Source organism: Kitasatospora sp. NPDC092286 (assembly GCF_044755565.1).
GTDB lineage: Bacteria > Actinomycetota > Actinomycetes > Streptomycetales > Streptomycetaceae > Kitasatospora.
In genome coordinates this window covers 215,226-240,520 of record NZ_JBIVRD010000002.1, presented here as the reverse complement: position 1 = coordinate 240,520, position 25,295 = coordinate 215,226, and the positions used below count along the sequence as shown (strand labels likewise).

Sequence of the window (25,295 nt, the reverse complement as noted above, 5' to 3'; positions counted from 1 at the left end):
CCCGTTCGTGCTCCGTGGCCGCCAGAAGAATTCCGCCGTCCCGCCGGTGTTGCTGCGAGTGCGTCGATTCTTCGCCAACCCGGCCCTTCACGGCAACACCTCGGGCCCCCTGACCTTACGCGGAAGGCGGATCCGTCGGAGCACTTTCTCGCCACAGAACGGCCAACAGTTCCTCGGAAAGCGACAATCCGGCCAATGCGCCCCGAACCGCGGCCCGATTGCGCATCAACAGGCGCCCGCCCTGCGGCGGTACGAGCAGGCGTGCGCCCGGCGCGCCGCTTCCGGCGGCGGGCCCGCCCCCGTCGAGCAGCGCGGCGACGGCCGGCTGGAGGTCCAGCGGGGCGACGGCGGCCGGCGCGCCCGGGACCCCTTGCCGGAGGACGTCGGTGAGCACCTGGCTGAACGATCCTTCACCGCCGGGCAGGACGGCGTCCCGGCCACGCCGGCCGGGGGTGAAGCGGCCGACCCGGCCCCAGAGCGGGACGCGCGGATAGCTGAGCAGTTCACCGGCCCCGTCCTCGCCGCCCCCGCGTTCGAGTGCCGCCCAGGTGTCCCGGTCCGCGACGGCGTCCACCAGCAGCAGCGCCTCCTCCTGGTCGCCGTGGACCATCGCGCTCACCACCCAGTCCCAGGCCAGCCCGCGCCGGTAGGCGTTGTCGGCGGTGCTGCCACCGGTGACCAGGGCGAGCCGCCGCCCGCGCGGATCGGCGGCCAACTGGCCGACCAGACAGACCACCAGCCACCGGCCGGGGCGCTGGGCCGCCTCCCGGACGGCGGTGAGCATGGTGTTGGCGTCCGCGCCCGGGTCCACCACGGCGACCCGGCAGCCGGCCGAGCCGGCGTCGAAGCACATCCCGGGCAGGACCTCGGCGAGCAGCCGGGCGCCGTCCGCCGCGCGCGCCGAGCCCCCGAAGCCGCGGTCGGGCCCGCCGTCCGCCCCGATCACCACCAGATCGACTCCGCCGACCATCCGCACGCCCCCTCCTCGCCGGCCCCGGGACACCCGGAACCGCCTGTCGCGCCCGCACTCCCGTACGACCGCGCTCTCCCGTACCGCCGCCGGACAAGCTACCGCCCGGGCGCCCGCGAACGGGGCTCCCGTCCTGCCCGCTCAGGGACCATGGGCCCTATCGGCCACCGCACCGACAGGAGGACGATCGGACACATGGACCGTGACGACCGTGTGGAGTCCCTGAGCGAGGCCGAGTGCCTGCGGCTGCTCAGCACCGTGCCCGTCGGGCGCGTGGTGTACACCGAGCACGCGCTGCCGGCGGTCCTGCCGGTCTCCTTCGAGGTCGCGCCGGACGGACGGCTGCTGCTGGCGGTGCGCCGGGGCAGTACGACCGCGCGGGGGCTGGACGGCACGGTCGTGGCCTTCCAGGCGGACCAGCTGGACCCGGTCACCCGGACCGGCTGGAGCGTGCTGGTGCACGGCCGGGCGGACGTGGTGCGCGATCCGGAGCAGTACCGGCGTGCGCTGCGCTCCGGTCTGCGGCCCTGGGTCGGCGACCCGGACCCGATGTTCGTCTCGCTGGTACCGGAGCTGGTCAGTGGCCGGCGGCTGCTGCCGGTCGGCCGCAGCGTCCAGCGGTCCTGAACTCCCGCGCTCCTGCTCCCGGCGCCGCGCTCCCGGGCCCGCGCCTTCCCGAACCCCCCGCCCTCCGACAGGCGTTCGGCGGCCGTTCGGCGGTGCGACCCCGATCGGGACCGGCTCCTGACAGGTGACCGGCGACTGGGCATACTCTGCCGGAGTCCTCACCCTCACCCAGGAGCACCCGTGACGTCCTTCGCCTCCCTCGCCGAGCTGACCGCCGCCGTCGGCACCGAGCTGGGCACCAGCCAGTGGCACACCGTCGAGCAGGAGCGGATCGACCTGTTCGCCGAGGCCACCGGTGACCACCAGTGGATCCACGTGGATCCGGAGCGGGCGAAGGAGAGCCGGTTCGGCTCGACGATCGCGCACGGTTACCTCACGCTGTCGCTCGTCCCGATGCTGGCCAAGGAGTGCTACAGCGTCGGGGGCGTCCGGATGGCGCTGAACTACGGCTCGGAGAAGGTCCGTTTCCCGGCGCCGCTGCCGGTCGGCACGGCGGTCCGGGCGACGGCCGAGCTGGTCTCCGCCACCGAGGTGCCCGACGGCGTCCGGACGGTGGTCCGGTTCACCATCAGCAGCGCGGAGAGCGCCAAGCCGCACTGCGTCGCGGAGGCGATCACCCTCTTCTACGCGTAGGTCCCGGCGTAGGTCCCGCCCCGGCCCCCGCTACGCCGAACGGCGTGCGCGGGGCCGCTCACCAGGTCCGGACGGCCCACGGCGAGTAACCTCCGACGAGATGGTTGTCGTATCGCAGAGGCCCCACCGCCCTCGGTACGCGCCCCGGCATGCCCGGTAGCCGTAACCGTCCTTGGAGGTGCCGTGCCCCGCCCCGTCCCGTGGTTCACCCGCGTCGCCGGTCTCACCCCACAGCTCGCCACTCCCCCGGGTCTGGCCGGACTGTCCCGCGCGGCCTGGCACCGGGTCCGGACGGACGCCTTCGGGGCCGAGCCGCGGGGCGAGCGGCTGTCCAGGATCCACCGCTCACCGCAGTTCGCCGACGGCGCCTTCCGCAACCCGCTGCCCACCCGCCGGCTGGTGTACGAGCGCACCCCGCTGGAGATCACCCGGGCCCAGCTCACCGGCGACAGGACCCGCCGGGCGCCCGGCGCCGCCGTGCCGGTGCACCGGCTGCTCCCCGCCGACCTGGCCCGGCCGCCCGCCTCGGGCCTGCGGCTCACCTGGCTCGGCCACGCCACCGTGCTGGCCGAGATCGGCGGCCGCCGGGTGCTGTTCGACCCGGTCTGGGGCGACCGCTGCTCCCCGTTCGGCTGGACCGGCCCCAAGCGGCTGCACCCGGTGCCGCTGCCGCTCGCCGAACTCGGCCCGGTGGACGTGGTGGTGGTCTCGCACGACCACTACGACCACCTGGACATGGCCACCATCCGCGAGCTGACCGGCACCGGCGCGGTGTTCGCCGTGCCGCTCGGGGTGGGCGCGCACCTGGAGCACTGGGGGGTGCCGGCCGACCGGCTGGTCGAGCTGGACTGGTGGGAGTCGGCCGAGGTCGCCGGGCTGACCCTGACCGCCACCCCGGCCCGGCACTACTGCAGCCGCGGCCCGCGCACCAGCGCGCTGTTCCTCTGGGCGTCCTGGGTGGTGGCCGGCGGCGGGCACCGGCTGTTCCACAGCGGGGACACCGGCTACTTCCCGGGCTTCGCCGAGGTCGGCCGCCGGCTCGGCCCGTTCGACGCGACGATGATGCAGGTCGGCGCGTACAGCGACTTCTGGCCCGAGGTGCACATGACGCCCGAGGAGGGCGTCCGGGCGCACCTGGACCTCGGCGGCGAACTGCTGCTGCCGATCCACTGGTGCACCTTCAACCTGGCGCTGCACCCCTGGGACGAACCCGCCGAGCGGGTGGTCGCGGCGGCCCAGTCGCTCGGCGCCCGGCTGGCGGTGCCCCGGCCGGGCAAGTCCTTCGAGCCGGTGGAGGCCCCGGCCCTGCGTCTCTGGTGGCGGGCGGTCACGACGCGGCCGGCGGAGAAGCAGCCGTCCGAACCGCAGCCGACGGGCCCACGGCCACCGGTCCCGGACGGCGCGGACCCGGCCGGCGCGAACGGGTCGGCGCGGTCGAAGGCCTCGGCCGAGGACGACGGCGTCCCCGTCTGACCGGGCCCGCCGGGGCGGCGGCACTCGGGCCGCCGCCCGAACGCGGGTCCGGTCCCCTGCCGTTCTCCCGCCCTCCTACCGCTCCGCCGCCACCGGCCCGGCCGGCGGCGCGCCCTTCCGCCGCTCGACCAGGTCCACGGTGGCGTGCGGGTCGTCGACCTCGACGATCAGCCGGCTGTACCGCTCGTCGGCGAGTTCGATCACCACGGCCCTGGCCGGGTTCTTGACGTCCCAGAAGACCCATTCGCCGCCCGACCGGAACGTCCCGGCCGTGATCAGCCCGGGGAAGTACGTGCCGCCGACCTTGACGCCCTTGGGCTCACGGAGGATCCCCGGGTCGAGCGTGGCGCCCCGGACGTTGCCGAGCGGGATCTCGATCCTGCTCTTGACCGCCCAGAGCCGGTCGAGCCCTTCGATCTCGACGACGAGCAGGCCGTTGCTGACACTCACGTGAGCCATGGAGCGTTCCCCAGTTCTGTTGCCGGTGACGGTGCGGTGGTGACGGTGCGGTGGTGGTGGTGTGGCGGCGCCCGGCGGGTCAGCCCGTGAGGCGGCCGGCGAGCGCCGCCACGGCGACGGGCGACGGCCCGCCGACCCCGGCGCGGGCCCGTAGGCGCAGACCGAGCACGGTGGCGGCCAGCACCCCGGCCGGCCCGTCGGGCGAACCGCCCGCGGGATCGCCGGAGGCGGACAGGACCCGTCCGATCGCCCGGTCGAGCGCGGCGAACCCCTCCTCGACGAGCGCGGCGACGTCCGGGTCGGACGGCGCCCGCTCGGCCGCCGCGAACAGCAGCAGCCCGGCGGCCCGGCCGCCGTCGTACCCGGCGGCGGCCTGGGCCAGCACGGCGGGCAGGTCGCGGGCCTCGCCGAGGGCCGCCGCGAGCGGCAGCACCTCCTGGTCCAGGTGGCGGCGCAGCGCGGTCAGATAGAGGCCGCGTTTACTGCCGAACACCTTGTAGAGGCTGCCCCGGTGCACACCGAGGCCGGTGACCAGATCGTCCACCGAGGTGCCTTCGTAGCCCCGGGTGGCGAACAGCTCGGCTGCCGCCTGAACGGCCTCGTCCTCGTCGAAGGCGCGTGGTCTTCCCATGCCCAGGACCCTACGAGTTTAAGAACACTCAGTCAAGAACGAGTGTTCTCAAACTCCCGGCCGCCCCCACCGCCGCCCGGGATCAGCCCGCCAGCACCTCCCGCAGCGCCCGCGCCTCCTTGACCAGCCGGCTCGACCCTGAGCGCTGCGCCACCGCGCTCACCTGCTCGATCGGCCCGCGCGCCGAACACCGGCGCGCACAGTCCGCCGCCACCGCGACCACGTCCCCCGCGCCCCGCGTAGGCTCGCCGGCCAGCAGGCCCGGCAGGGCGGCCGCCAGGACCGACCAGACCGTGGCGTACGCGCCGGTCTCGGCGGCCGCCGCCACCGCCTGGCCCAGCCGGACCGGCTTGACCGCGCCGATGGCGACCAGTTCGGCCAGCTCCCGGCCGAGCAGCCCGGCGTCCAGGTCCCCGCGCGCGGCGAGCACCAGCAGCGCGTCCACCGCCGCCGTCCGGTCCTCGGGGAACCGCGCGCCCAGGCCGTACGCCACCGCGAGGTGCACCGCGAGCCCGGCCGGGCCGCCGGCCTCGGCGAGCGGGGGCAGCATCCGGGCCGGGCCGCGGATCTCACGGTCCGCGACCCCGGCGAACCAGTCCAGCCAGCGGGCGGCCAGCTCCTCGCGGTGGTGCGGGAGGAGCGCGGCCCAGTGCGCGGTCGGCTGCCACTGCCACTCGGCCTGCTTCCTGACCCGCGCCACGCTCGGCTCGGTGCCCTCCAGCAGCGCCCGGAAGTCGGCGCCCAGCCGCTCGCCCGCCGGGCCCTCGGGGCCGGCACCGATGCCGGGCTGGGCCACGACGACCCGCTTCAGCTCCTCCCACCAGCGCTCCCAGTAGCGGTGGACCGGCTTGGCCCCCGCCATGGGCGCGAAGACCACCCGCTCGGAGCGCCGGCGGGGCAGCCCGCCCTCGCGCAGCCACCGGGCCACCCAGCGCCCGGCCGGTGAGGCCAGCCGCCCGGCGGCGGCCGGCACCTCGCCGTCCGGGGCCGGGGTCAGCCGCAGCAGCGCGGTGTGCAGGTCCGCCGGCCCCGGTTCGACGCCCGCCGCCTCGTACCCGGCCACCCGCTCGACCAGCACCGCCGCCGCCAGCGCACCGGTCGCGTCGGTGGGCGTGGCCAGCAGCAGCGGCGGCCGGTCCGCCGTCACCCGCTGGGCCGCCTCCGTCAGCCGGGCGGCGAGGACGTTCCCGTGGACGGTGTTGTGCTCACCGCGCAGCGGGGACCGCGCCTGCCGGCGCCAGAACGAGTCCCGGCGGTGCGGATCGACCTCCCCGGTGATCGCGAGCGCGACGTACAGGACGTCCCGCGGCGAGCAGTCGGCCCACCGTCCGGGGCCGTTCCACGGGTGCACCCGCAGCACCGGCCCGAGCGCCTCGGCCAGCGCCGCCCGGTCCCGGTGGGCGTGCCGGACCAGGCCGTCCAGGGTCCGTTCGAAGACGGCGACCTCCGGCTGCTCCGCCGCCAGCAGGGCCGACAGTTCCTCGGCCACCTCGGCCGGGGTGGCGATCGGCTCCCCCAGCGGACGCGGCACCGGGACGGGGGGCAGCAGCTCGGTCCACCCGGTGTCCGGGTCGTCGCCGCCCACCGGCGCGCCGAGCAGCACGCCGGCCCGGGCGTGGTGGGCCGGGCTGAGCCCCTCGGCGGCGAACCGCAGCTCGGGCAGAACGGCCTCGCCGGCCGCCTTGAGGTGGCGGGCCACCACGTTGAGCGCCCGCTCCTGGAGGGCCGTGTCGGGGTGGCCGAAGGCCTCGGCCGCCGCCAGCACCACCGGGCCGGCCCGCTCCGGCGAACGCCGGGCCGCCTTCTCCAGCCAGCCCAGCTGGGCCCGGACGAGCTTCTTCTCGGTCCGGAACAGCACCACCGCCGAGGCCTCGGTCAGCACCTCCGCCTCGACCAGGCCCGCCTCGTCGAGCTCGGTCAGCACCTGCTGGGCGTGGCCGGCCACCGCCGAGAGGCCGTCCAGCAGCGCCACCAGGCTGCGCACCTGCCCCGCGTACTCCCCGGGGGTGGGCGCGAGGGCCTGCAAGGTCACCAGGAAGAGCCGCTGGTCGCCCGGCCTGCCACCGCGCACCAGCCGGGCCAGGCAGCGGTCGATCAGCCCGGCGCGGTCCAGCACGCCCTCGGCCGCCAGCCCGGCGACCGCCTCCGGCCAGAAGTCCCCCGGCCGGTCGCTGCGCCGGTGGTCCAGCATCGAGCCGATGTCGGCGAGTTCGAACACCTTGGGCAGCAGCACCGGCAGGTACGGGTCGCGGCGCAGCCGTTCCAGCAGCGTGGTGGACTCGCCGCGGCGGCCGCCTCCGCCGGAGGAGACCTGGCGCAGCCACTCGGTGGTGAAGGCCTCGGAGTCGGGCACCGGGCAGCCGGTGCGCCGCACCACCCGCTCGATCAGCGGGTAGAGGTCCCAGCCCCACTGCTGGACGGGCCGCGCCGAGAGCCGGGTGACCACCTCGATCTGCCACTCCACCGGCTGCGCCTCGACCACGTCGGCGAGCGCGGGGTGGCGGGCCCAGGACCGGCCGGCGAAGTCCCGCCCGCCGATCCAGGTGGCGGCGGCGGCCGGCCCCGCGTGGCAGCCGGCGCCCGCGAACAGCAGCGCCCCGGACCGCGCGCTCGCCTCCTTGGACCACTCGCCCCGGACCTGCTTGCGCAGCGCCTTCAGCTCCGGCAGGCAGGCCCGCCGTTCGGCCGGGTCCAGTGCGGCCACCAGGGCCGGGATCTGCGGTCCCCGCCCCTCCCGCACCGCCCGCAGCAGCTCCTCGACCCGGCTCCCCGGCTCCGTGACCCCGCTCATCGGGCCACCTCCGCGCCCGTCGCCGGAACCGCGCCGGCCGCGGCCGCCTCGCGGACCATCCCGACCGCCAGCGCGTGCTTGCACGGCCCGCGCCCGCCCCGGTACTTGGCCCACCAGAGGCAGGTGCAGCTCGCCCGGCCCGCCTCGTCCGTCCGTACCCGCTGGAGGTGGTCGTCCACCGTCACCGTGGCGAGCGCACCGCCCGCCTCCAGCCGCACCGCGCCCGCCGCGACCAGGGCCTGCGCGGCCCGCAGCCGCGGGTTGCGCGCCTCCGCCCGGCCGGCGTCGTACGGCAGCTGCCGGTGGAAGTACGCGGCCTCCGCCGTGTCGTAGCCGATCTGCCCGGCGGTGCCCAGCCGGGTGAGGGCGGCCCGCACCCGGGCGGGGGTGAGCCCGGACTGCTCGGCCAGCTCGGCCACCTCGATCCGCGGCTCCCAGGCGAGCAGCACCGCGACCAGCTCGGCGTCCTGCTCGGCGGTGCCGGTGGCCAGCGCGCCCAGCACCCCGCCCTCGCCGGAGAAGCCCCGGGAGGCGTCGGGCGAGAGGGTGAGCGTGAGGCGCATCCCCGGCAGCACCGCCTCCCAGGCCGAGGCCACCGGTCCGTCGGCCGCCACCGGCCCGTACACCCGCAGCGCCAGCGCGTGCCGGAGTACGCGCTGCAGGGCCACCAGCCGCTCCGGGCCGGGCAGGCAGACCGCGCCGGGCACCGGGCGGGTGGTCGGCCGCAGCGTCCGGCCGGCCGGGACCACCCACTGGGCGGTGCGGGCCGCGGCCCGGCCGCCACTGCCGGCGCGCGGCAGCGAGCGCAGGAAGCGGACCGCCTCGGCGGCGGGCAGCTCGGCCCGCAGGTCGAAGCCGGCGGCGGTCACCTGGGTCTCGGCGAAGCCGCGCAGCCAGCGCTCGGGCAGCGGGACCTTCTTCTCCACGACCGGCCCGTCGAAGGTGGTCACCTCCAGCGCGTCCGGTCCGACGGCGAGGTGCAGCGGGTCGGCCGGGCCGATCCGGGTGAGCGCCTCCCGCAGCGGGTTGTTGACGTCCACGTTGGTGGTGCCGTGGCCGATGTCGTCCCCGTCGAGGCCGGCCTCCAGCACGTCGAGACGGGCGTAGACGCCGCAGCAGCCCGAGAAGGACTCGAAGCGCAGCCGGTCCCCGTTGGCGGTGACCACCGGGTCCAGCGAGGCGCGCAGCTGCGGCTGGTAGTAGCGGGCGGCGGCGACATCGGCGACGGCGAGCAGCGCGGCGGCGGCCGGTGCCGGATCGGCGAGGAAGCCCGCGAAGAAGCGCGGGTTGGCGACCGCCCCGAGCGGGGTGGCGCCGCCGGAGGTCTCCAGGGCGAGGCGCGGGCCGTCGGCTCCGTCGAGGACGGCGGACGGGCGCAGATAGGCGTACGCGTGTGCGGCTTGCGACATGGCGAGCACGTTAGGCGGCGGCACTGACAGCCCGTCGGGCCCGGCCAATACTGAAACAGGTTCTATACCTACCGCCCTTTCGAACTGGCCGATCGGCTCACGTCCCCCATAGTGCGGGCTTCTGTCACTATGGGCCTGTGACTGAAGTGACCGAACAGGAGAGACGGGCCACCGACAGCGCCGGATCGTTCGCCGAGCTGCTACGGATCGAACGGCTGGACGAGAACACGTTCCGGGGCCGCTGCCACGCCGGAGCCCCGATGCGGGCCTTCGGCGGCCAGGTCGCCGCACAGGCACTGACCGCCGCCGGGCACACCGTCGAGGCCGGCCGCGTGGCGCACTCGCTGCACGGCTACTTCCTGCTCCCCGGCGACCCGACCCGCCCGATCCACTACGAGGTCGACCGGGTCCGCGAGGGCCTGTCGTACGCCACCCGCCAGGTGACGGCGGTCCAGAACGGGGACGCGGTCTTCACCCTCTCCGCCTCCTTCAAGCGGCCCGAGCCGGCGGACGACCGCCGCCGCGCGATGCCCCCGCTGCCCGGCCCCGAGGAGGTGCCGGACGCGTTCTCGCTCTGGGACGAGGCCGCCCGCCGGGACTTCGACCGCACGGCCGGCTTCCGCACCATGGAACTGCGGTTCGTCCCGCCGGACGCGCCCGGGGTGCCGCCGGCCGCCCCGGGCATGCAGCAGCAGTTCGTCTGGCTGCGCACCGGCTCCCCGCTGCCCGCCGACGACCCGCTGCTGCACGTCGGCGCGCTCACCTACCTCTCGGACCTCACGCTGGGGTCCACGGCCGGACTGGACGTGCAGCCGAGCTATTTCCAGCTGACCGAGCCGCCCCGGCTGATCCTCGCCTCGCTGGACCACTCGATGTGGTTCCACCGGCCGTTCCGGGCCGACGAGTGGCTGCTGTTCGACCAGCGCAGCCCGTCCGCCTCGGACGGCCGGGGCCTGTCGCACGGCGATTTCTACGACCGGAGCGGGCGGCTGGTGGCCTCCGCCACCCAGGAGGCCCTGGTCCGGGAGAGGTCGGCCCGGCTCCGCTGACCACCGGCCGGCCGCCCCTCACGCCCTCACCCGGGCCGGTGTCCGGGGGGCGAACTCCGGGCGGCCGGTCGGCGTCATACTCCTGAGCGGTCCTGAGCCGTATCATGGTGCGGGTGACCAAGGTTGACCTGTCACCACGACCGGTGGAGGCGATGTCTCCGCGTCAGCTCGAACGCCGCGAAAGCCTGATCGCGGCCGCGCTTGCCCTGGTGAACGAGATCGGCGTCGAGCGGCTGCAGATGAAACAGGTCTGCGAGCGGTCCGGAGTCGCCCTGGGGACGGCGTACCGCTACTTCTCCTCCAAGGACCATCTGCTGGCGGCGGCGATCGCCGAGTGGCATCGGCTGCTGCTGGCCGACCTGGTGGCGGAGCTGCGCGGGCCGCGCGCCGGGCTGGGGGCCACCGACCGGGTGGTGCGCTTCGTCCGCGGCGGCATGCGGGCCTACCAGCGCCAGCCCGAGCTGGCCCGGCTCCGGGTGGCCGTCGCCGCCTCCACGGATCCCTTCGCCAGCGAGGCCCTGCAGGGCATGGCCCGGGCCGACAGCGCCGCGCTCCAGGCGGTGATGGCGGAGGTCCCGGCCGCCGCGAGCGATCTGGTGCGGCACATCGTCGGGCACGCCTGGCAGGGCGAGCTGACCGCCTGGGTGACCGGCCGCACCACGCTCGGGGACGCCCGGCGGCGGCTGGAGGACGTGGTGCGGCTGGTGCTGACCCCGTACGAGACGCCGTACCCCGCCCCGTACGAGGTCCAGCCGACCGTCTGACCGGGCCCGGCCGGACCGGTCGCCGCCGGACCGGCCTGCGGCCGAACTCGCCTGCGGCCAGCTGGCGGTGACCGAGCGGCTGCCCGAACTGCGCCGACTGCTGCTGGACTTCGCGGCCGGCCAGGCGGCCCGAGGGCCCGTTCGCACGGCCCGGGGCCGGGGCCCGCGCACCCCGCCCGACGGCCCCTTCCCCGGCGTGCCCTCCCCGCCCTCCCGGCGCGAACTGGACATAGTACGACATGTAGCCAATTTCTGATCATGTCACCGAGCCCCAGTACGCCACGAGAGGCACCCCGATGAGCAGTCATCCGCCGACCCCCGAGCCCGATCCGACGGAACCGGACCAACCGGCCTCGACCCTCCCCACCGACCGGGCGGTGTTCGGGATCAGCGCCGTCCTGGTGCTCGGGGTGGTCGCCTGGGGCGTCTTCGCCGAGGACTCCCTCGGCCGGACCTCCAGCACCGCGCTGGGCTGGGTCCTGCACAACTTCGGCTGGCTGTTCGTGGTCGCCGCCGATGTCTTCCTGGTGCTCGCCGTCCTGCTCGCGTTCAGCCGCTTCGGCCGGATCCGGCTCGGGCGCGACGACGACGAACCGGAGTTCAGCACCATCGCCTGGATCGCCATGATGTTCAGCGCCGGCATGGGCATCGGCCTGATGTTCTACGGCGTCGGCGAGCCGCTCCAGCTCTTCGCCGCCCCGCAGCCGGGCTCCGGCCTGGAACCGCGGAGCGCCGCCGCCGCCCAGCAGGCGCTGGAGTTCTCGCTGTTCCACTGGACCCTGCACCCGTGGGCGATCTACGCGGTCGGCGGCCTCGCGCTCGCCTACACCACCTTCCGCAAGGGCCGGGGCAACCGGATCTCCGCCGCCTTCGTCCCGCTGATCGGACAGCGCGGCGCGGACGGCTGGGCCGGCCGGGGAATCGACATGCTCGCCGTCTTCGCCACCGTCTTCGGCTCCGCCACCAGCCTCGGCCTCGGCGCCCTCCAGGTCGCGGACGGCCTCGGCTACATCTCCTCGGTGCGCAACACCCAGCACGCCCAGCTGATCATCATCGGCTCGCTGACCGCGGCCTTCGTCCTCTCCGCCTTCTCCGGCGTCCACAAGGGCGTCAAGTGGCTCTCCACCGCGAACGTCGTACTGGCCTCGCTGATCATGGTCTTCGTCTTCGTGTTCGGCCCCTCGGTGTTCGTCCTGGACTCGATCCCCTCCAGCGTCGGCGGCTACCTCTCCGACCTGCTCACCATGTCCACCCAGACCGGGGCCTTCACCGACGAGAGCTGGCTCGGCACCTGGACGATCTTCTACTGGGCCTGGTGGCTCTCCTGGGCGCCGTTCGTCGGCACCTTCATCGCCCGGATCTCGCGCGGCCGCACCGTCCGGCAGTTCCTGCTCGGCGTGCTGCTGGTGCCCAGCGGGGCGACGGTGATCTGGTTCTGCGTGATGGGCGGGACGGCGATCCGGCTGGACTCCACCGGCGCGGCCGACCTGGTCGCCACCATCCCGCAGGGCGCCGAGGCGTCGCTGTTCGAGATGCTGCGCTCGCTCCCGCTCGGCTCGGTGACCAGCGTGGTCGCGGTGCTGCTGGTGATGACCTTCTTCGTCACCAGCGCCGACTCCGCCTCGCTGGTCCTCGGCTCGCTCTCCAGCCGGGGCTCCCTGCACCCCCGCACCTGGCTGGTGGTGGTCTGGGGCGTCCTGATGGGCGGGGTGGCCGCCGCGCTGCTGCTGGCGGGCGGGCTCACCGCGCTGCAGAACGCCACCATCCTGGTCGCGCTGCCGTTCGTCGTGGTGATGCTGCTGCTCTGCGTCTCCCTCGTGAAGGAGCTGCGGGAGGACCCGGCGGCCGGCCCGTCCCGGTTCCACCCGGCCCACGGCCTACGGGATGCCGTCCGGGTCGCCGTGGGCGAGGCGATGGCCGACGCCCGCCGGCGCGACCGTCCCCCGTTCAGGTGAATTCGCACCGCCCCGCCCCCGCTCGGGGCGGGGCGGTGCGGGGTGGGGCATATCGGGCCCAATCCGACGCCCGCCCCCCATCCGGACTTCACCCGTGCGTAGCGACCGTTCACACCGCCCTGGAAACCTCCGTGCCATGAACGCCAACCCTCCGGCCGCCCTCCAGGAACCGCGCTTCCCGCTCCCCCAGCGGCACCGCCGCTTCCTCGCGTGCACCGCCGTTCTCGCCTCCGTCATCCTCGGCGCCTGCGGCGTGGCCGTCACCGTCGAGACCGTCCAGCACGGCACCGTGGCCACCGCCACCGCCAGACCGTGAGCCCCGCCGCCCCGGGCCCGCCGGTACGGCCGGGGGTTCAGGCCGCGGGGAGCTTCGCGGCCAGCACGTCGACCGGGCTGACCTCCACCCGGGCGGCCAGCAGGCGCGGGCCCTCGGCGCGGAGGAGGTCGGCGATCCGGCCGTCGATGTGGGCCTGGCGGGCCCCGTCGTCCGGGAAGGCGTCGACGATGGCGAAGGAGGCCGGACCGAGGCGCAGCACGAACCAGACCGTGGTGCCGGTCTCCTCCCGGGCGAGGTCGAGGGCGCCGGTGAGGAGTTCCTGGAGCTCCTGGGCGTGTTCCGGTCTGGCCTCCAGGCGGACGATCAGTCCGACGCGGGTGGTCGCGGAGACGGCGGGATCGGTCATCGGCATTCCTTCCTGAGTGGTTGTCGGGGCCGCTGGCTGCCCACCGTAGGGGCGGGGCCACCGGCCCCTCCAGTGGCGGATCCGACACATCCCTTACCGTTTCCGACATGAGAGTCTCGGTCCTGGTCGCCGACGGGGTCTTCGATTCCGGCCTCGCCGCGGTGCTCGACGTGCTGCGGACCGCCAACGAACTGCGCCGGGAGCTCCCGCAGCCCCCGCCCGCCTGGCAGGTGCGGTGTGTCAGCCCGTACGGCCCGGTGCGGACGGCCGCCGGGCACCTGGTGGACACCGCCACGCCGGAGGCCGCCGGAGCCCCGGACGTCCTGGTGGTGCCCGGGGCCTGGCGGAAGCAGCCGGAACCGCTCACCGCGTGGGTCACCGCCCCCGGGCAGCGGCCCGTCCTCGAAACGGTCCGGCAGGCCCGCGCGGACGGGATCGCCCTGGCGGCGGCCTGCACCGGCACCTTCGTGCTCGCCGAGAGCGGCGTGCTCGACGGGCTGCCCGCCACCACCAGCTGGTGGCTCGCGCCCGAGTTCCGCCGCCGCTACCCGCGGGTGGCTCTGGACGAGAGCCTGATGGTCGCCCGGGCGCCCGGTGTCACCACGGCCGGGGCCGCCATGGCCCACCTCGACCTGGCGCTCTGCCTGGTACGGGACGGCAGTCCGGCGCTGGCCGACCTCGCCGCGCGCTACCTCGTCGCCGACTCCCGCCCCACCCAGGCCGGTTACGCCGTCCCCGGCCACCTCGCCCGCGCCGACCCGACGGTCGGCGCCTTCGAGCGCTGGGTCCGCGAGCACCTCGACCGGCCGCTGCGCATCGCGGACGCCGCCCGGGCCATCGGCACGAGCGAGCGCACGCTGCAGCGCGCCCTCGCCCGGGTGGTGGGCGTCTCCCCGCTTCGCTTCGCCCAGCGGATCCGCCTCGACCACGCGGTGCACCTCCTGCGCACCACCACCCTGCCGACCGAGGCGGTGGCCCGGCGGGTGGGCTACGAGAACGCCACGACCCTCACCACCCTCCTGCGCGAGCGGCTGGGCACCACCCCGGGCCGGCTGCGGCGGCTCGGGTGAGAAGGCACGGGTGAGCACGCGGCAACCGGGCGGCGCACCGGCAGGGGGTACCTCGGCCTCGGCCTCAGCCTCGGCCGGGCGCTACGCCCGCTGCTCCGCCCGCGGGGCCGTGGGCGCCGGGATCGCCGGTGCGTCCGGTGCGTCCGGTGCGTCCGGTGCGTCCGGTCGGGAGTGGCGGCCGCTGCCGGGCGCGGGGAGCAGGTCGGCCGCCGGGGCGTAGCGGGCGGCGGGGGCGCGGAGGAGCCAGCCCGGGGGCCGGGTGCCGCGCGGGGCGGGGGTGATCAGGCCCATCCGGTGGAGCAGGTCCAGCGCGTCGCGGCGCAGGGCGGTGCGGTCGGCGAGGTAGTCGCGGCGCCAGCCGGCCGGGAGGCCGTACTCGTCGGCGAGGTCGCCCAGGACACCGTCTATCAGCGCGTCGGGGATCGGCACCTCGGGGATCGGCAGATCGAGGCCGGCGGCCGGCTCGCCGGGGAGCGGGCGGACCTCCTCGACCAGGCGCTCGACCAGCAGCAGGGTGGCCTGGGCGAGGGTGCCCGCGCCGGGGAGGGCGAGGTCGGTCAGCTCGTCGGCGGGGTCGAGCAGGGCGACGCCCTCGGCGCGCAGCTCGGCCTCCAGGCCGAGGAAGTCGGCGAGGGCGGCCGGGCCGGTGTGGCGGTGGCGGTGCAGCCAGGCGCGCTGCTTCTCGGACAGGTCGGCGGCGAGCACGGCCGGGGTCTCGGCGAGGAGGCGGCGGACGGCCGTCGCGGGCTCGGCCTCGGCGGCGCGGCGGATCAGGTCGGCGGCGTCGTCGGCGAGGGCGGGCGGGCCGGCCGGGACGGCCCGGGCGAGCTCCCGGTCCACCGTCAGGACGGCGGTCCGCGCGCGCGGATCGGCCGGGTCGGCCGGCAGGTCGGTGAGCACCTGCCAGTCCGCCAGCGCGGCGAGGGCCATGGCCCGGTCGGCGGGGGCGGCGGCCAGCGCGGGCGCGGCCTCGTGCATCGCGGCCAGCAGCCGGTCGAGCGGCAGCCGCTCCGGAGCGTCCACCAACAGGGCCAGGGCGAGGGCGAGTTGGGCGTACCCGGCGGGGGTGAACGGGGCACCGGTGACGGGGTGTTCGAGGCGGCGGGCGGCGCCGGGGCCAAGCCCGGCCTTGCAGAGGCGGGCATGCCAGGGGCCGACGACCAGCCGGTAGCCGAGCAGGGTGGCGAAGCGTTCGGTCAGCCAGTCACGGTGACGGCGGATCAGCGGGAAGCCGTCGGCGTGCGGCCCGGAGGCGGTGACCAGCGGGTGGGCGAGCAGCAGGCGGGCGGCGATCCGGCGCTCGGCGGCGGCGGAACGATCCTGCGGTGCGGCCACCGCCCGGGACCGCTCGGGCTTGCGGTGCTTGCCGGGCCGGCCCGGCTTGGCCCCTGAGAGGACGACGGGCAGCGCGGCCGCGTCCCGCCGGGCCCGCCGCGGCCCGCGCGCCGGGCGGGCCTCGCGGGAGCGGAGCACGGCCGGGGCGTGCGCGGTGGGGCCGTGCCACCAGCTGACGTCGGCGTCCGCTCCGGCGCCGGCCGCCGGCTCGGCACAGACGCCGAAGTGGCGGGCCGGGTAGAGGCCGAAGGAGGCGGTGCAGAGGTCGTCGGCGGTGCCCGGATCGGCCGCGGCGAACCAGTGGGCGAGCCGGAGCAGTCCGGGATCGGGCGACGGTGCGGCGGCACTCCCGGCCGACCGGCCCCCCTGCGGACCGTCAGGGCGGGCTTCGCGTACGGCGACGGCGGCGTCGGTGCTGTTGCGCCCCGCCTCGCCCGTGTGCCCGTCCGCCGTGCCACCGGCCACCTGTGTGGTGCCGGTCGCGTACTCCTGCTGCTCCATGTCGTGGACCAGAGTAGACGGTGGGCGCCGCCCCCGGTGGCAGCAACCGGACCAGCCGGCGAATTGGCGGACCGCCGCCGGGACGCGGCCGGGATCCACCGCCGCGCCCTGGCAGGGCGGCCGGCCGCTACGCGCCGGTAACAAGGCTCTTCCCCCGGACGCCGCCGGTCGCCTATCGTGCCACGACGGACCAGCCCACCCCCCGCCGCCCCTTCCGGAGGTCACCGCCGCATGAGCATCCGTACGACCACCCGCGCCGTGCTCGGCGGACGCCTGCGCTCCGCCACCGGGCTGCTCAGCGGCTTCGCCGCCACCTCGGCGGCCCATCTGGGCGCGATCCTCACCGGCACGTCCGTCCTGCAGCACGCCACCAAACCGGCCCTGATGCCGCTGCTGGCCGCACACAGCCTGACCGCCGCCGGGGACCGGGCCGCCGGGGCGCCGAAGCTGCTGGTGCCCGCGCTGCTGCTGAGCGCGGGCGGGGACGTCCTGCTCCAGCTCGGCAACGACACCGCCTTCCTGGCCGGTATGGGCTCCTTCGCGGCGGCGCACGTCTGCTACGTGACGATGTTCGTCCGGCGCGGGGCGCTCAGCGACCGGCGGCGGGCGCTGGTGGTCGCCGCCGCGTACGCGACGGCCTGGGTGACCCTGGTCGGCCGGCTCTGGCCGGACCTCGGCGAGCTGCGGGTGCCGGTGGCCGGCTACAGCCTGCTGCTGGCCTCCACCGCCGTCACCTCGGCCGGGCTCGGCCGGCGGACTGGACTGGGCGGGGGGCTGTTCCTGCTCTCCGACACGCTGATCGCAACCCAGCTGGCGAAGTGGCGGGAGCTGCCGGGACACCAGTTCTGGATCATGGCGACATACATCCTGGCCCAGTACCTGCTGGCCAGCGGCACCCTTCGGGCCCTCCCCGAGGAGGACCAGGAGAGCGCGGAGACCGCCCCGGCCGGTCCCGCGCCCGCCTGAGCGGGGCCCGCGCACCTGAGCGCCGCCGGACCCCCGGGCCCGGCGGCGCTCACGGAGCACTCTCGAACGGAACACTCGCGAACGGCACGCTCGCGAACGGAACAGACGTCAGCGGAACAGACCCGGACGGAGCAGGCCGGGGCCGCTCAGAGGGACCCGGCGCCGCCGCGCCGCCGCAGCAGCCAGAAGCCGCCGACCCCCCCGGCGACCAGCGCCGCGCCGCCGGCCAGCTCGATCGGATCGGCCGCGACCGAGCCGCCGAGGCCGGTCTGCACGGCGCCGTGCGGGGCGACCTGCTGGCCGCCCACGCCGGACTGGCCGAGCGAGCCGGCCCACTCCCCCGCGGCCTTTCCGAATTCGCCGAGGCCCTGGCTGGGTACGGAGCCGCCGGCGTCCTTCACGTTGACGTTGGTGGCGAAGGCACCGCCGTCGGGGCAGTTGCCGTCCACCTTGCTGTCACCGCCGTACTTGCCCGCCAGCCGGACGGAGCCGGTGTGCTTGCCGTCCGACCCCAGCGTGAGGGTGGCCGGGCCGCCCTCGAAGGCCGGGGAGTTGGCGGTGATGGTCTTGGCGTTGGGCTTGTCGGACTTCTCGCAGGAGACCGTGACCTTCACGGTCTGGCCCGGTGCGGCCTGGGACGGGCTGACGGTGGCCGCGCCGTCCTTGGCCAGCGCGAGGGGGGCCGTAAGACCGGTCAGCACCGTCGCGCCGATCAGGGCGGCGGCGGCCGTACGCGTGGGGCGCATACCGGAACCTCCGGAATTCTCGGGCGCAGCCGGGGACTCCGAAGTCCCCGTGATCGAACAACTACACCCAGTCATTCACCGACGGTATGCAGGCCTCACCCGCTCGGCCACCGCTCTGGACCGTTCGGGCGACGGCCACTCACACAGCGTGACTCACCGCGCGTGACTCACAGGTCGAGGTCCACCACGACCGGCGCGTGGTCCGAGGTGCCCTTGCCCTTGCGGGCCTCGCGGTCCACATAACTGTCGGTGACGGCGTCGGCGAAGGCCTTGTTGGCGTAGGTGAGGTCGATCCGCATGCCCCGGTTCTTCGGGAAGGCCAGCTGGCGGTAGTCCCAGTAGGTGTAGGGCCGGTCGTACTTGAGCGGGCGGGGCACGACGTCCTGGAGACCGGCCTCGCCGAGGGCGGCGAGCGCGGCGCGCTCGGCGGGGGTGATGTGGGTCAGGCCTTCGAAGGCGGCGACGTCGAAGACGTCCTCGTCGGTGGGGGCGATGTTGAAGTCGCCGAGGACGGCGAAGGGGCGCGGGCCGGCGGCGTCCTCGACCGAGGCCTTGCGCAGGGCCTCCAGCCACTCCAGCTTGTAGCGGTAGTGGGCGTGGCCGACCTCGCGGCCGTTGGGCACGTAGACGGACCAGACCCGGACCGGCCCGCAGGTGGCGGCGACGGCCCGCGGCTCGACGTCGGGCAGCAGGGCGTCGTCGGCGAGGTAGCCGGGCTGGCCGGGGAGGTCCCGCACCACGTCGTCCAGGCCGAGCCGGGAGACGATGGCGACGCCGTTCCACCGGCCGTTGCCGTGGGCGGCCGTCTCGTAGCCGAGCTCGCGCACCGCCTCGTACGGGAAGGCGTCGGCGGCGCACTTGAGCTCCTGGAGACAGAGCACGTCCGGCTTGGCGCTCTCCAGCCACTCCAGGAGCTTGGGCAGCCGCGCGGTCACGGAGTTGATGTTCCAGGTGGCGATGCGGACGGTCACGGCGGGCGGCCTTCCCGGTGGTACGGACGAGGGGTGGGCGCCCAGCCGGACGCCCACCCCGAATCTACCGCCGCCCACTGACAGGCCGGGCCTGCCCAAGGGATCCGGCGGCCGGGCTCAGGGCGCGGGCCGGACCACCGCCGCCGCGCCGCCGCCCCGGCGCACCGGTTCGGCGGCCGCCACCCAGCGGCCGTCCGGCAGGCGCTCGACGCCGGTCGCGGCGCCGATCTCCGGGGTGCCGCTGAACACGTGCCCGAGCGCCTCCAGCCGGGCCCGCTCGGGCAGCGCGAGGAAGGCCGGTTCGGCCTGGGTGGCGGCCGTGTTGCGCTGGCTGGCGCGCGGCGCGGCGATCGCCTGCTCCAGGCTCAGGCCGCGGTCGAGCCGGCCGAGCAGCACCTGGAGCGTGGTGGTGACGATGGTCGCGCCGCCGGGCGAGCCGGCCGCGAGGAGGGGCTCGCCGTCGCGCAGCACGATGGTCGGCGAGATCGAGGAGCGCGGCCGCTTGCCGGGCCCGGGCAGGTTGGGGTCGGGCACCCCGGGGGTGAGCGGGGTGAAGTCGAAGTCGGTCAGCTCGTTGTTGAGCAGGAAGCCGCGGCCGGGGACGGTGATGCCGCTGCCGCCGGTCTGCTCCAGGGTGAGGGTGTACGAGACGACGTTGCCCCAGCGGTCGGCGACGCTCAGGTGGGTGGTGCTCAGCCCCTCGTACGGCTCGGCCACCGCCGGGCCGTACGAGGCGCAGTCGGCCGGGTGGCGCGGGTCGCCGGGGGCGAGCGGGCTGGTGAGCGCCCGGTCGGGGCTGATCAGGCAGGCCCGGGAGGCGGCGTACCGCTCGGAGAGCAGTTCCCTGGTGGGCACGGACGAGAAGCGCGGGTCGCCGACCCAGCGGTTGCGGTCGGCGAAGGCGATCCGGGAGGCGTCCAGGAAGTGGTGGTAGTACTGCGTGGCGCTCAGCCGGGACAGCTCGCCGTCCTCCAGGATGCCCAGTGCCTCGCCGACGGTGGTGCCGCCGGAGCTGGACGGGGCGACGGAGTAGACGTCGTAGTCGCGGTAGGCGACGTGGGTGGGCTGCTGGCGGCGGACCTGGTAGTCGGCCAGGTCGGTGGCGTCCACCTTGCCGGGGCGGGCGTCGCGCCCGGAGGCCGGGTCCACCGGGGGGTGCTGGACGGCCCGGACGATGTCGGCGCCGAGGTCGCCCTGGTAGAGCGCCTTGGTGCCCTCCTTGGCCAACTGGCCGTAGGTGGCGGCGAGATCGGGGTTGCGCAGGGTGGAGCCGACGGCGGGGAGTCTGCCGCCGGGCAGGAAGAGCTTCGCGGTGGCGGGGAAGTCCTTGAACCGGTCCTGGTTGAGCGCGGTCTGGTCCTGGAAGGTCTGGTCGACGGTGAAGCCCTGCTCGGCGATCCGCCGGGCGGGCGCCAGCGCGTCGCCCAGCGAGTGCCGGCCCCACTCCCGGACGGCCGTCTCCCAGGTCGCGGGGGTGCCGGGCACGCCGACCGAGAGGCCACTGGTGACGGCGTCGGCGAAGGCCAGCGGCCGGCCGTCCTCCAGGAAGAGCGACTCGTCGGCGGTCCGGGAGGCGACCTCGCGGCCGTCGATGGTGGAGACCCGGCCGCTGTCGTGGTCGTAGTAGACGAAGTAGCCGCCCCCGCCGATGCCGGCCGAGTACGGCTCGGTGACCCCGAGCGCGGCCGCGACGGCGACGGCGGCGTCCACCGCGTTGCCACCCTTGCGCAGCACCTCGATGCCGGCCGCCGTGGCGTCGGCGTCCACGCTGGCCACCGCCCCGCCCCAGCCCACCGCCTCGGGCACCTTGGGCGGTGGCGCCGCCGCCCCGGCCGGTCCGACGGTGGACCAGACCAGGGCGGTGGCGAGCAGGAGCGGCGGGGCGATACGGGCCAGAGCTCTCATCCGGGGCCTCCTGAGTGGGCGTCAACTCCGTTGTTTCACAGGAGGCATGGCCCGGACAACAGGGCCTCGTGACTACCAACGGGTAGTTGACGTTCCGCACGGCCCGTGGCCCGCGGCGCCCGTGGCGGGAGCTACAGCACGCTGCGCTCCACCCGGCGGCGCTTGATGGTGCGGAAACGGCGGGCCACCTGGCGGGCCAGGTCGGCGGCGCCGACCAGACCGGCCTCGTTGCCGAGGGCGGCGTGCACGATGGTGGCCTCGGGGCGGAAGCCGCGGCCGGTGAGAGTGCGGCGGAAGGTGTCCCGGGCCGGGCCGATCAGCAGGTCGCCGGCCTCGGAGACACCGCCGCCGATCACGAAGCGGCCCGGGTCGAGGGCGGCGGCCAGGTTGGCGATGCCGATGCCGAGCCAGGTGCCGACCTCGTACAGCAGCTCGGTGGCGGTCGGGTCGCCGGCCCGGGCCGCCTCGGTGACCAGCGGGCCGGTGATGCCCTCGACGGTGCCGCCGGCCCTGGCCAGCAGCGGCTGCACCACCGGCGACTCCTCGGCGACCAGCTCGCGCGCGTCGCGCACCAGCGCGTTGCCGGAGGAGTACTGCTCCCAGCAGCCCCGGTTGCCGCACGGGCAGCGGTGGCCGCCGGGCACCACCTGCATGTGCCCGAACTCCCCCGCCAGCCCGTACTTGCCCCGGTCCACGTAGCCGTCGCGGACGACCGCGCCGCCGATGCCGGTGCCGAGGGTGAGCATCACCATGTGGTCCTCGCCGCGCCCGGCGCCGAACCGCCACTCGGCCCAGGCGGCGGCGTTGGCGTCGTTCTCGACGATCACCGGGAACCGCAGCCGCTCGCTGAGCGCCTGCTGGAGCGGCTCGTTGCGCCAGTTCAGGTGCGGGGCGAAGAGCACCTTGGAGCGGTCGGCGTCCACCCAGCCGGCCGCGCCGATCCCGACCGCGTGGACGTCGTGCCGGTCGGCGAGCTGGAGCACCAGCTCGACGATGACGTCCTCGACCACCCGGGGGCTCTTGCTCCGGTGCGGGGTGTCGGTGCGCAGCTTCTCCAGGATCGTGCCCTCGCCGTCCACCACGCCCGCGACCACCTTGGTGCCGCCGATGTCGACGCCGATGGTGGGCAGCCGCAGGATGCTGGCGGGCAGGGCCCGGCGGCGGCGCTCGGCGCGCGGTCCGAGACCGAGCAGGGTGGGCAGGACGGCCGGCCGGGTGGGGCCGTTGGGGCTGGTCACGGCTGCGGACGCTCCTCACGGGAATCGGGGCCGGGGTCGGACGGGGAGCTGGAAGGGGAACCGGGGCGGGAGTCCGGGCGGGGCTCACTGCGGCCGAGCTCGTGCGAGAGCTCGGCGAGGTCGGAGCCGCCCGCCATCTCGGTGGTGAGCTGTTCGAGGCTGATCTCCGCCCGGGGGTGGCTGCCGGCCATCCGCCCCCGCTTGAGCAGGGTGAAGTGGTCGCCGACCAGGTAGGCGTGGTGCGGGTTGTGGGTGATCAGGACGACTCCGAGCCCGGCGTCGCGGGCGGCGTCGACGTACTTGAGCACCACCCCGGACTGCTTGACGCCGAGCGCGGCCGTCGGCTCGTCCAGGATCAGCACCCTGGCGCCGAAGTGGACGGCCCGGGCGATCGCCACGCACTGCCGCTGACCGCCGGAGAGGGTGCCGATCGGGCGGTCCACGTCGTACAGGTCGATGCCCATCCGGGCGAGCGCCTCGCGGGTGGTGGCGCGCATCCCGTCGGCGTCCAGGCGCAGCGGGCCGAACCGGCCCCAGCGCTTGGTGCCCTGTTCGGAGCCGAGGAAGAAGTTGCGCCAGACCGGCATCAGCGGCACCACCGCGAGGTCCTGGTAGACGGTGGCGATGCCGCGGTCCAGGGCCTGGCGCGGGGAGGCCAGGCGGACCTCCTCGCCGCCGACGGTGTAGACGCCCTCGTCGTGCTGGTGCAGCCCTGCGATGATCTTGATCAGGGTGGACTTCCCGGCGCCGTTGTCGCCGAGCACGCAGCTGATCTCGCCGGCCCGCAGGGTGAGCGAGACGTCCTGGAGCGCCCGGACCGTGCCGTACGTCTTGCCGACGCCGTCCAGGGCGAGCAGTTCGTTCGTCCCGTGGTTCGTGCTGTCGCTCATCGCGGCCCCCGTTCGGCCCGGCGCTTGACCCAGGAGTTCAGCAGGGCGGCGAGCAGCAGCATCGCGCCCAGGAAGAACTTGAACCAGTCCGGGTTCCACTGGGCGTAGATGATCCCCTTGCTGGCCATGCCGAAGATCAGCGCGCCGAGCGCCGAGCCGGCCACCGAGCCGTAGCCGCCGGTGATCAGGCAGCCGCCGATGACCGCCGCGACGATGTAGATCAGCTCGTTGCCGACGCCCTCGCCGGACTGCACGGTGTCGAAGGAGAACAGCAGGTGCTGGCCGAGCACCCAAGCGCCGAAGCCGACGCCGAGGTAGAGCAGGGTCTTGGTCCGGGCGACGGGCACGCCGACCGCGCGGGCCGCGTCCGCGTCGCCGCCGACCGCGAAGATCCAGTTGCCGAAGCGGGTCCGCAGCAGCACCCAGCTGCCGACCAGCAGCAGGCCGAGCCACCACCAGACGGTGGCCTTGATCGTCAGCCCGCCGACGGTGACCTCGGAGGCGAACAGCCAGCGGCAGGAGGCGAAGCCCCGCATGTCGGAGATCGGCTTGGTGGAGACGGTGCCGGAGACCAGCTTGGTGACGCCGAGGTTGGCACCGGTCAGCATCAGGAACGTGCCGAGGGTGACGATGAAGCTGGGCAGCTTCGTCCGGCTGAGCATCCAGCCGTTGAAGCCGCCGACGGCCAGCGCCACCAGCAGCGAGACCAGCACACCGACCCAGGTCACGGCGGTGAGCTGGTAGGAGACCATCGACGAGGTCAGGGCCGCGGTGGTGACCAGCACCCCGGCCGAGAGGTCGAACTCGCCGCCGATCATCAGCAGCGAGACCGGCACCGCCATGATCCCGATGGTGGAGGCCGCGTACAGCACCGTGCCCAGCGAGGAGACCCGCAGGAACGGCTCGGCGACGGCGGCGAAGACCAGGAACACCGCGGCGGCGGCGATCAGCGAGCCGAACTCGGGCCGGGCGAAGAGCCGGCGCAGTGCCGCCGGGCGGTCCTGGGCGAGGAGGTCGGTGCTCACCTGGTCCCCCTCGCGACGTACTCGGCGAGCGCGTCGGCGTCGTCCCGGGTGAGGATCTGCGGGCCGGTCAGGACGGGCTTGCCGCCGCCGAGCGCGTCCAGGTTGGAGCGGTACAGCCAGAGCAGGTCGACGCCCTCGTAGCCCTGGAGGTAGGGCTGCTGGTCGACGGCGAAGCCGACGCTGCCGGACTTGAGGCCGGCCACCACCTGGGCGCCCAGGTCGAAGGTGTCGAGTTCGACGTCGCGGCGGGCGTCCTGGATGGCCTGGAGGCCGGTGGCGGCCATCGGCGCGGAGAGGGTGAGCACGGTGTCGATGGCCGGGTCGGCCTGGAGCCGGGCGGAGACGGCGGCGCGGGCGTCGGGCATGTTGACGCCGTCCACGTAGAGCACCTGGAAGGGGCCGCCGGCCGTGCTCCGGGCTCCGGCGCAGCGCTGCTCCTGGCCCACGTTGCCCTGCTCGTGGATGACGCAGAGGACGTTCCTGCGGCCGCGCGCGGCCAGCTCGGTGCCGGCGGCCTGGCCGGCGGTGGACTCGTCCTGGCCGATGTGGGTGAGCGCGCCGAACCTGGCCGAGTACTCCTGGCCGGAGTTGATGGTGATCACCGGGATGCCGGCCGCCTTGGCCTTGCCGAGGACGTCGCCGAGCGCGTCGCCCTTGGCGAGGGTGACCAGCAGGCCGTCGACCTTCTGGTCGATGGCGGCCTGGACGAGCTGGACCTGGTTCTGGGTCTGCGCGTCGTTGGAGTACAGGAAGGTGATGTTGTCCTTGGCCGCGGCCTGCTCGGCGCCCTTGCGCACGGTGTCCCAGAACGCGTCGCCGGCGCCCGCGTGGGTCACCATGGCGACCTTCCAGCGCGGGGTGGTGACAGCGCTGCCGGCGCCGGCCGCGGCCTTGGCGCGGGCCTGCTCGGCGCGTCTGCCTCCGGTACTGCTGCAACCGGCCACGGCGACCACCAGTGCCAGGGCGGCGCAGGCGGGCCAGAACCGGCGGTAAGGACGAAAGCGGGTATTGCTCATCCCCATAGTCTCGCTTCCCGGCGCGCGCGGTATTGCACCGCCTCGCCCGCTGGCCGGGTCCGTACGCGCGGTATCGTGCCCTGCTGAGTGGCGATCCTGGGAGTTGGCTGGCAACGCCGTCCAGGACAGGGCCGATTGGGTGGCAGACTAGGTCCGGCCCGAAAACGGAACATCCCGGAAACGTGATG

Annotated in this window: 23 protein-coding genes; 9 read left to right on the top strand and 14 right to left on the bottom strand. The window is 75.2% G+C overall.

What is annotated here, in order from left to right; translation table 11 throughout:
- Nucleotides 1–115: 115 nt before the first annotated feature.
- Nucleotides 116–970, bottom strand: coding sequence for a hypothetical protein (locus ACIQIB_RS03815; protein ID WP_363606487.1), 855 nt, complete (start codon nt 968–970; stop codon nt 116–118).
- A gap of 195 nt (nt 971–1,165) precedes the next feature.
- On the opposite strand from ACIQIB_RS03815, the gene ACIQIB_RS03810 reads away from it, so the two are divergent.
- From ACIQIB_RS03810 to ACIQIB_RS03800, 3 genes are all read left to right on the top strand, one after another.
- The gene (locus tag ACIQIB_RS03810; RefSeq protein WP_363606485.1) at nt 1,166–1,597 is read left to right on the top strand and encodes a pyridoxamine 5'-phosphate oxidase family protein; all 432 of its coding nucleotides are present in this window, start codon (nt 1,166–1,168) and stop codon (nt 1,595–1,597) included.
- A 180-nt stretch (nt 1,598–1,777) separates the two neighbouring features.
- Nucleotides 1,778–2,230: a MaoC family dehydratase gene (locus ACIQIB_RS03805; protein WP_400756481.1), complete on the top strand. Its 453-nt coding sequence runs from the start codon at nt 1,778–1,780 to the stop codon at nt 2,228–2,230.
- A 252-nt stretch (nt 2,231–2,482) separates the two neighbouring features.
- The gene (locus tag ACIQIB_RS03800) at nt 2,483–3,703 is read left to right on the top strand and encodes an MBL fold metallo-hydrolase (RefSeq protein WP_400756604.1); all 1,221 of its coding nucleotides are present in this window, start codon (nt 2,483–2,485) and stop codon (nt 3,701–3,703) included.
- A gap of 75 nt (nt 3,704–3,778) precedes the next feature.
- On the opposite strand, the gene ACIQIB_RS03795 is transcribed toward ACIQIB_RS03800, so the two are convergent.
- The 4 genes from ACIQIB_RS03795 to ACIQIB_RS03780 form a co-directional block, all read right to left on the bottom strand.
- Entirely contained in the window at nt 3,779–4,162 is a 384-nt protein-coding gene (locus ACIQIB_RS03795) for a hypothetical protein (protein WP_363606482.1), read from the bottom strand.
- Nucleotides 4,163–4,241: 79 nt separating this feature from the next.
- Nucleotides 4,242–4,793: a TetR/AcrR family transcriptional regulator gene (locus ACIQIB_RS03790; protein ID WP_363606481.1), complete on the bottom strand. Its 552-nt coding sequence runs from the start codon at nt 4,791–4,793 to the stop codon at nt 4,242–4,244.
- A gap of 82 nt (nt 4,794–4,875) precedes the next feature.
- Nucleotides 4,876–7,584 (bottom strand): DUF6493 family protein, encoded by a 2,709-nt coding sequence (locus ACIQIB_RS03785; protein ID WP_400756480.1) that lies wholly within the window; start codon nt 7,582–7,584, stop codon nt 4,876–4,878.
- Nucleotides 7,581–8,993: an SWIM zinc finger family protein gene (locus ACIQIB_RS03780; RefSeq protein ID WP_363606478.1), complete on the bottom strand. Its 1,413-nt coding sequence runs from the start codon at nt 8,991–8,993 to the stop codon at nt 7,581–7,583. Before ACIQIB_RS03780 ends, ACIQIB_RS03785 begins: the two co-directional genes overlap by 4 nt.
- 137 nt (nt 8,994–9,130) lie before the next feature.
- Between ACIQIB_RS03780 and ACIQIB_RS03775 the strand changes: the two genes are divergently transcribed.
- The 4 genes from ACIQIB_RS03775 (at nt 9,131) to ACIQIB_RS03760 (ending at nt 13,077) form a co-directional block, all read left to right on the top strand.
- Nucleotides 9,131–10,042 carry an acyl-CoA thioesterase gene (locus ACIQIB_RS03775; RefSeq protein ID WP_400756478.1) on the top strand — a complete coding sequence of 304 codons (912 nt, stop codon included), beginning with the start codon at nt 9,131–9,133 and terminating at the stop codon, nt 10,040–10,042.
- A 113-nt stretch (nt 10,043–10,155) separates the two neighbouring features.
- Nucleotides 10,156–10,806: a TetR/AcrR family transcriptional regulator gene (locus ACIQIB_RS03770; protein WP_363606475.1), complete on the top strand. Its 651-nt coding sequence runs from the start codon at nt 10,156–10,158 to the stop codon at nt 10,804–10,806.
- Nucleotides 10,807–11,102: 296 nt separating this feature from the next.
- A complete protein-coding gene (locus ACIQIB_RS03765) occupies nt 11,103–12,761 on the top strand; it encodes a BCCT family transporter (RefSeq protein WP_363606474.1) in 1,659 nt (552 codons plus the stop codon).
- Between the two features lie 136 nt (nt 12,762–12,897).
- Entirely contained in the window at nt 12,898–13,077 is a 180-nt protein-coding gene (locus tag ACIQIB_RS03760; protein WP_363606472.1) for a hypothetical protein, read from the top strand.
- Between the two features lie 37 nt (nt 13,078–13,114).
- On the opposite strand, the gene ACIQIB_RS03755 is transcribed toward ACIQIB_RS03760, so the two are convergent.
- Nucleotides 13,115–13,444 (bottom strand): antibiotic biosynthesis monooxygenase, encoded by a 330-nt coding sequence (locus ACIQIB_RS03755; protein WP_363606470.1) that lies wholly within the window; start codon nt 13,442–13,444, stop codon nt 13,115–13,117.
- Nucleotides 13,445–13,551: 107 nt separating this feature from the next.
- Between ACIQIB_RS03755 and ACIQIB_RS03750 the strand changes: the two genes are divergently transcribed.
- Nucleotides 13,552–14,514, top strand: coding sequence for a helix-turn-helix domain-containing protein (locus tag ACIQIB_RS03750; RefSeq protein WP_363606469.1), 963 nt, complete (start codon nt 13,552–13,554; stop codon nt 14,512–14,514).
- 81 nt (nt 14,515–14,595) lie between these two features.
- On the opposite strand, the gene ACIQIB_RS03745 is transcribed toward ACIQIB_RS03750, so the two are convergent.
- On the bottom strand, nt 14,596–16,350 hold the full coding sequence (locus ACIQIB_RS03745; protein WP_400756477.1) for a DUF2398 family protein: 1,755 nt from the start codon (nt 16,348–16,350) through the stop codon (nt 14,596–14,598).
- 231 nt (nt 16,351–16,581) lie between these two features.
- Between ACIQIB_RS03745 and ACIQIB_RS03740 the strand changes: the two genes are divergently transcribed.
- Nucleotides 16,582–17,316, top strand: a complete 735-nt coding sequence (locus ACIQIB_RS03740) for a lysoplasmalogenase (protein WP_400756475.1) — start codon at nt 16,582–16,584, stop codon at nt 17,314–17,316.
- A 146-nt stretch (nt 17,317–17,462) separates the two neighbouring features.
- On the opposite strand, the gene ACIQIB_RS03735 is transcribed toward ACIQIB_RS03740, so the two are convergent.
- The 7 genes from ACIQIB_RS03735 to ACIQIB_RS03705 form a co-directional block, all read right to left on the bottom strand.
- Nucleotides 17,463–18,062 carry a hypothetical protein gene (locus ACIQIB_RS03735; RefSeq protein WP_363606465.1) on the bottom strand — a complete coding sequence of 200 codons (600 nt, stop codon included), beginning with the start codon at nt 18,060–18,062 and terminating at the stop codon, nt 17,463–17,465.
- 167 nt (nt 18,063–18,229) lie between these two features.
- Nucleotides 18,230–19,033, bottom strand: coding sequence for an exodeoxyribonuclease III (locus tag ACIQIB_RS03730; protein ID WP_400756474.1), 804 nt, complete (start codon nt 19,031–19,033; stop codon nt 18,230–18,232).
- A gap of 117 nt (nt 19,034–19,150) precedes the next feature.
- The gene (gene ggt / locus ACIQIB_RS03725) at nt 19,151–20,938 is read right to left on the bottom strand and encodes a gamma-glutamyltransferase (RefSeq protein ID WP_400756473.1); all 1,788 of its coding nucleotides are present in this window, start codon (nt 20,936–20,938) and stop codon (nt 19,151–19,153) included.
- A gap of 131 nt (nt 20,939–21,069) precedes the next feature.
- Entirely contained in the window at nt 21,070–22,176 is a 1,107-nt protein-coding gene (locus tag ACIQIB_RS03720; protein WP_400649470.1) for an ROK family glucokinase, read from the bottom strand.
- Nucleotides 22,173–23,066, bottom strand: a complete 894-nt coding sequence (locus tag ACIQIB_RS03715) for an ATP-binding cassette domain-containing protein (RefSeq protein ID WP_400756472.1) — start codon at nt 23,064–23,066, stop codon at nt 22,173–22,175. Before ACIQIB_RS03715 ends, ACIQIB_RS03720 begins: the two co-directional genes overlap by 4 nt.
- Nucleotides 23,063–24,091: an ABC transporter permease gene (locus tag ACIQIB_RS03710; RefSeq protein WP_363606459.1), complete on the bottom strand. Its 1,029-nt coding sequence runs from the start codon at nt 24,089–24,091 to the stop codon at nt 23,063–23,065. The genes ACIQIB_RS03715 and ACIQIB_RS03710 overlap by 4 nt, the downstream gene beginning before the upstream one ends.
- On the bottom strand, nt 24,088–25,107 hold the full coding sequence (locus tag ACIQIB_RS03705) for a substrate-binding domain-containing protein (RefSeq protein ID WP_363606458.1): 1,020 nt from the start codon (nt 25,105–25,107) through the stop codon (nt 24,088–24,090). The genes ACIQIB_RS03710 and ACIQIB_RS03705 overlap by 4 nt, the downstream gene beginning before the upstream one ends.
- Nucleotides 25,108–25,295: the final 188 nt, after the last annotated feature.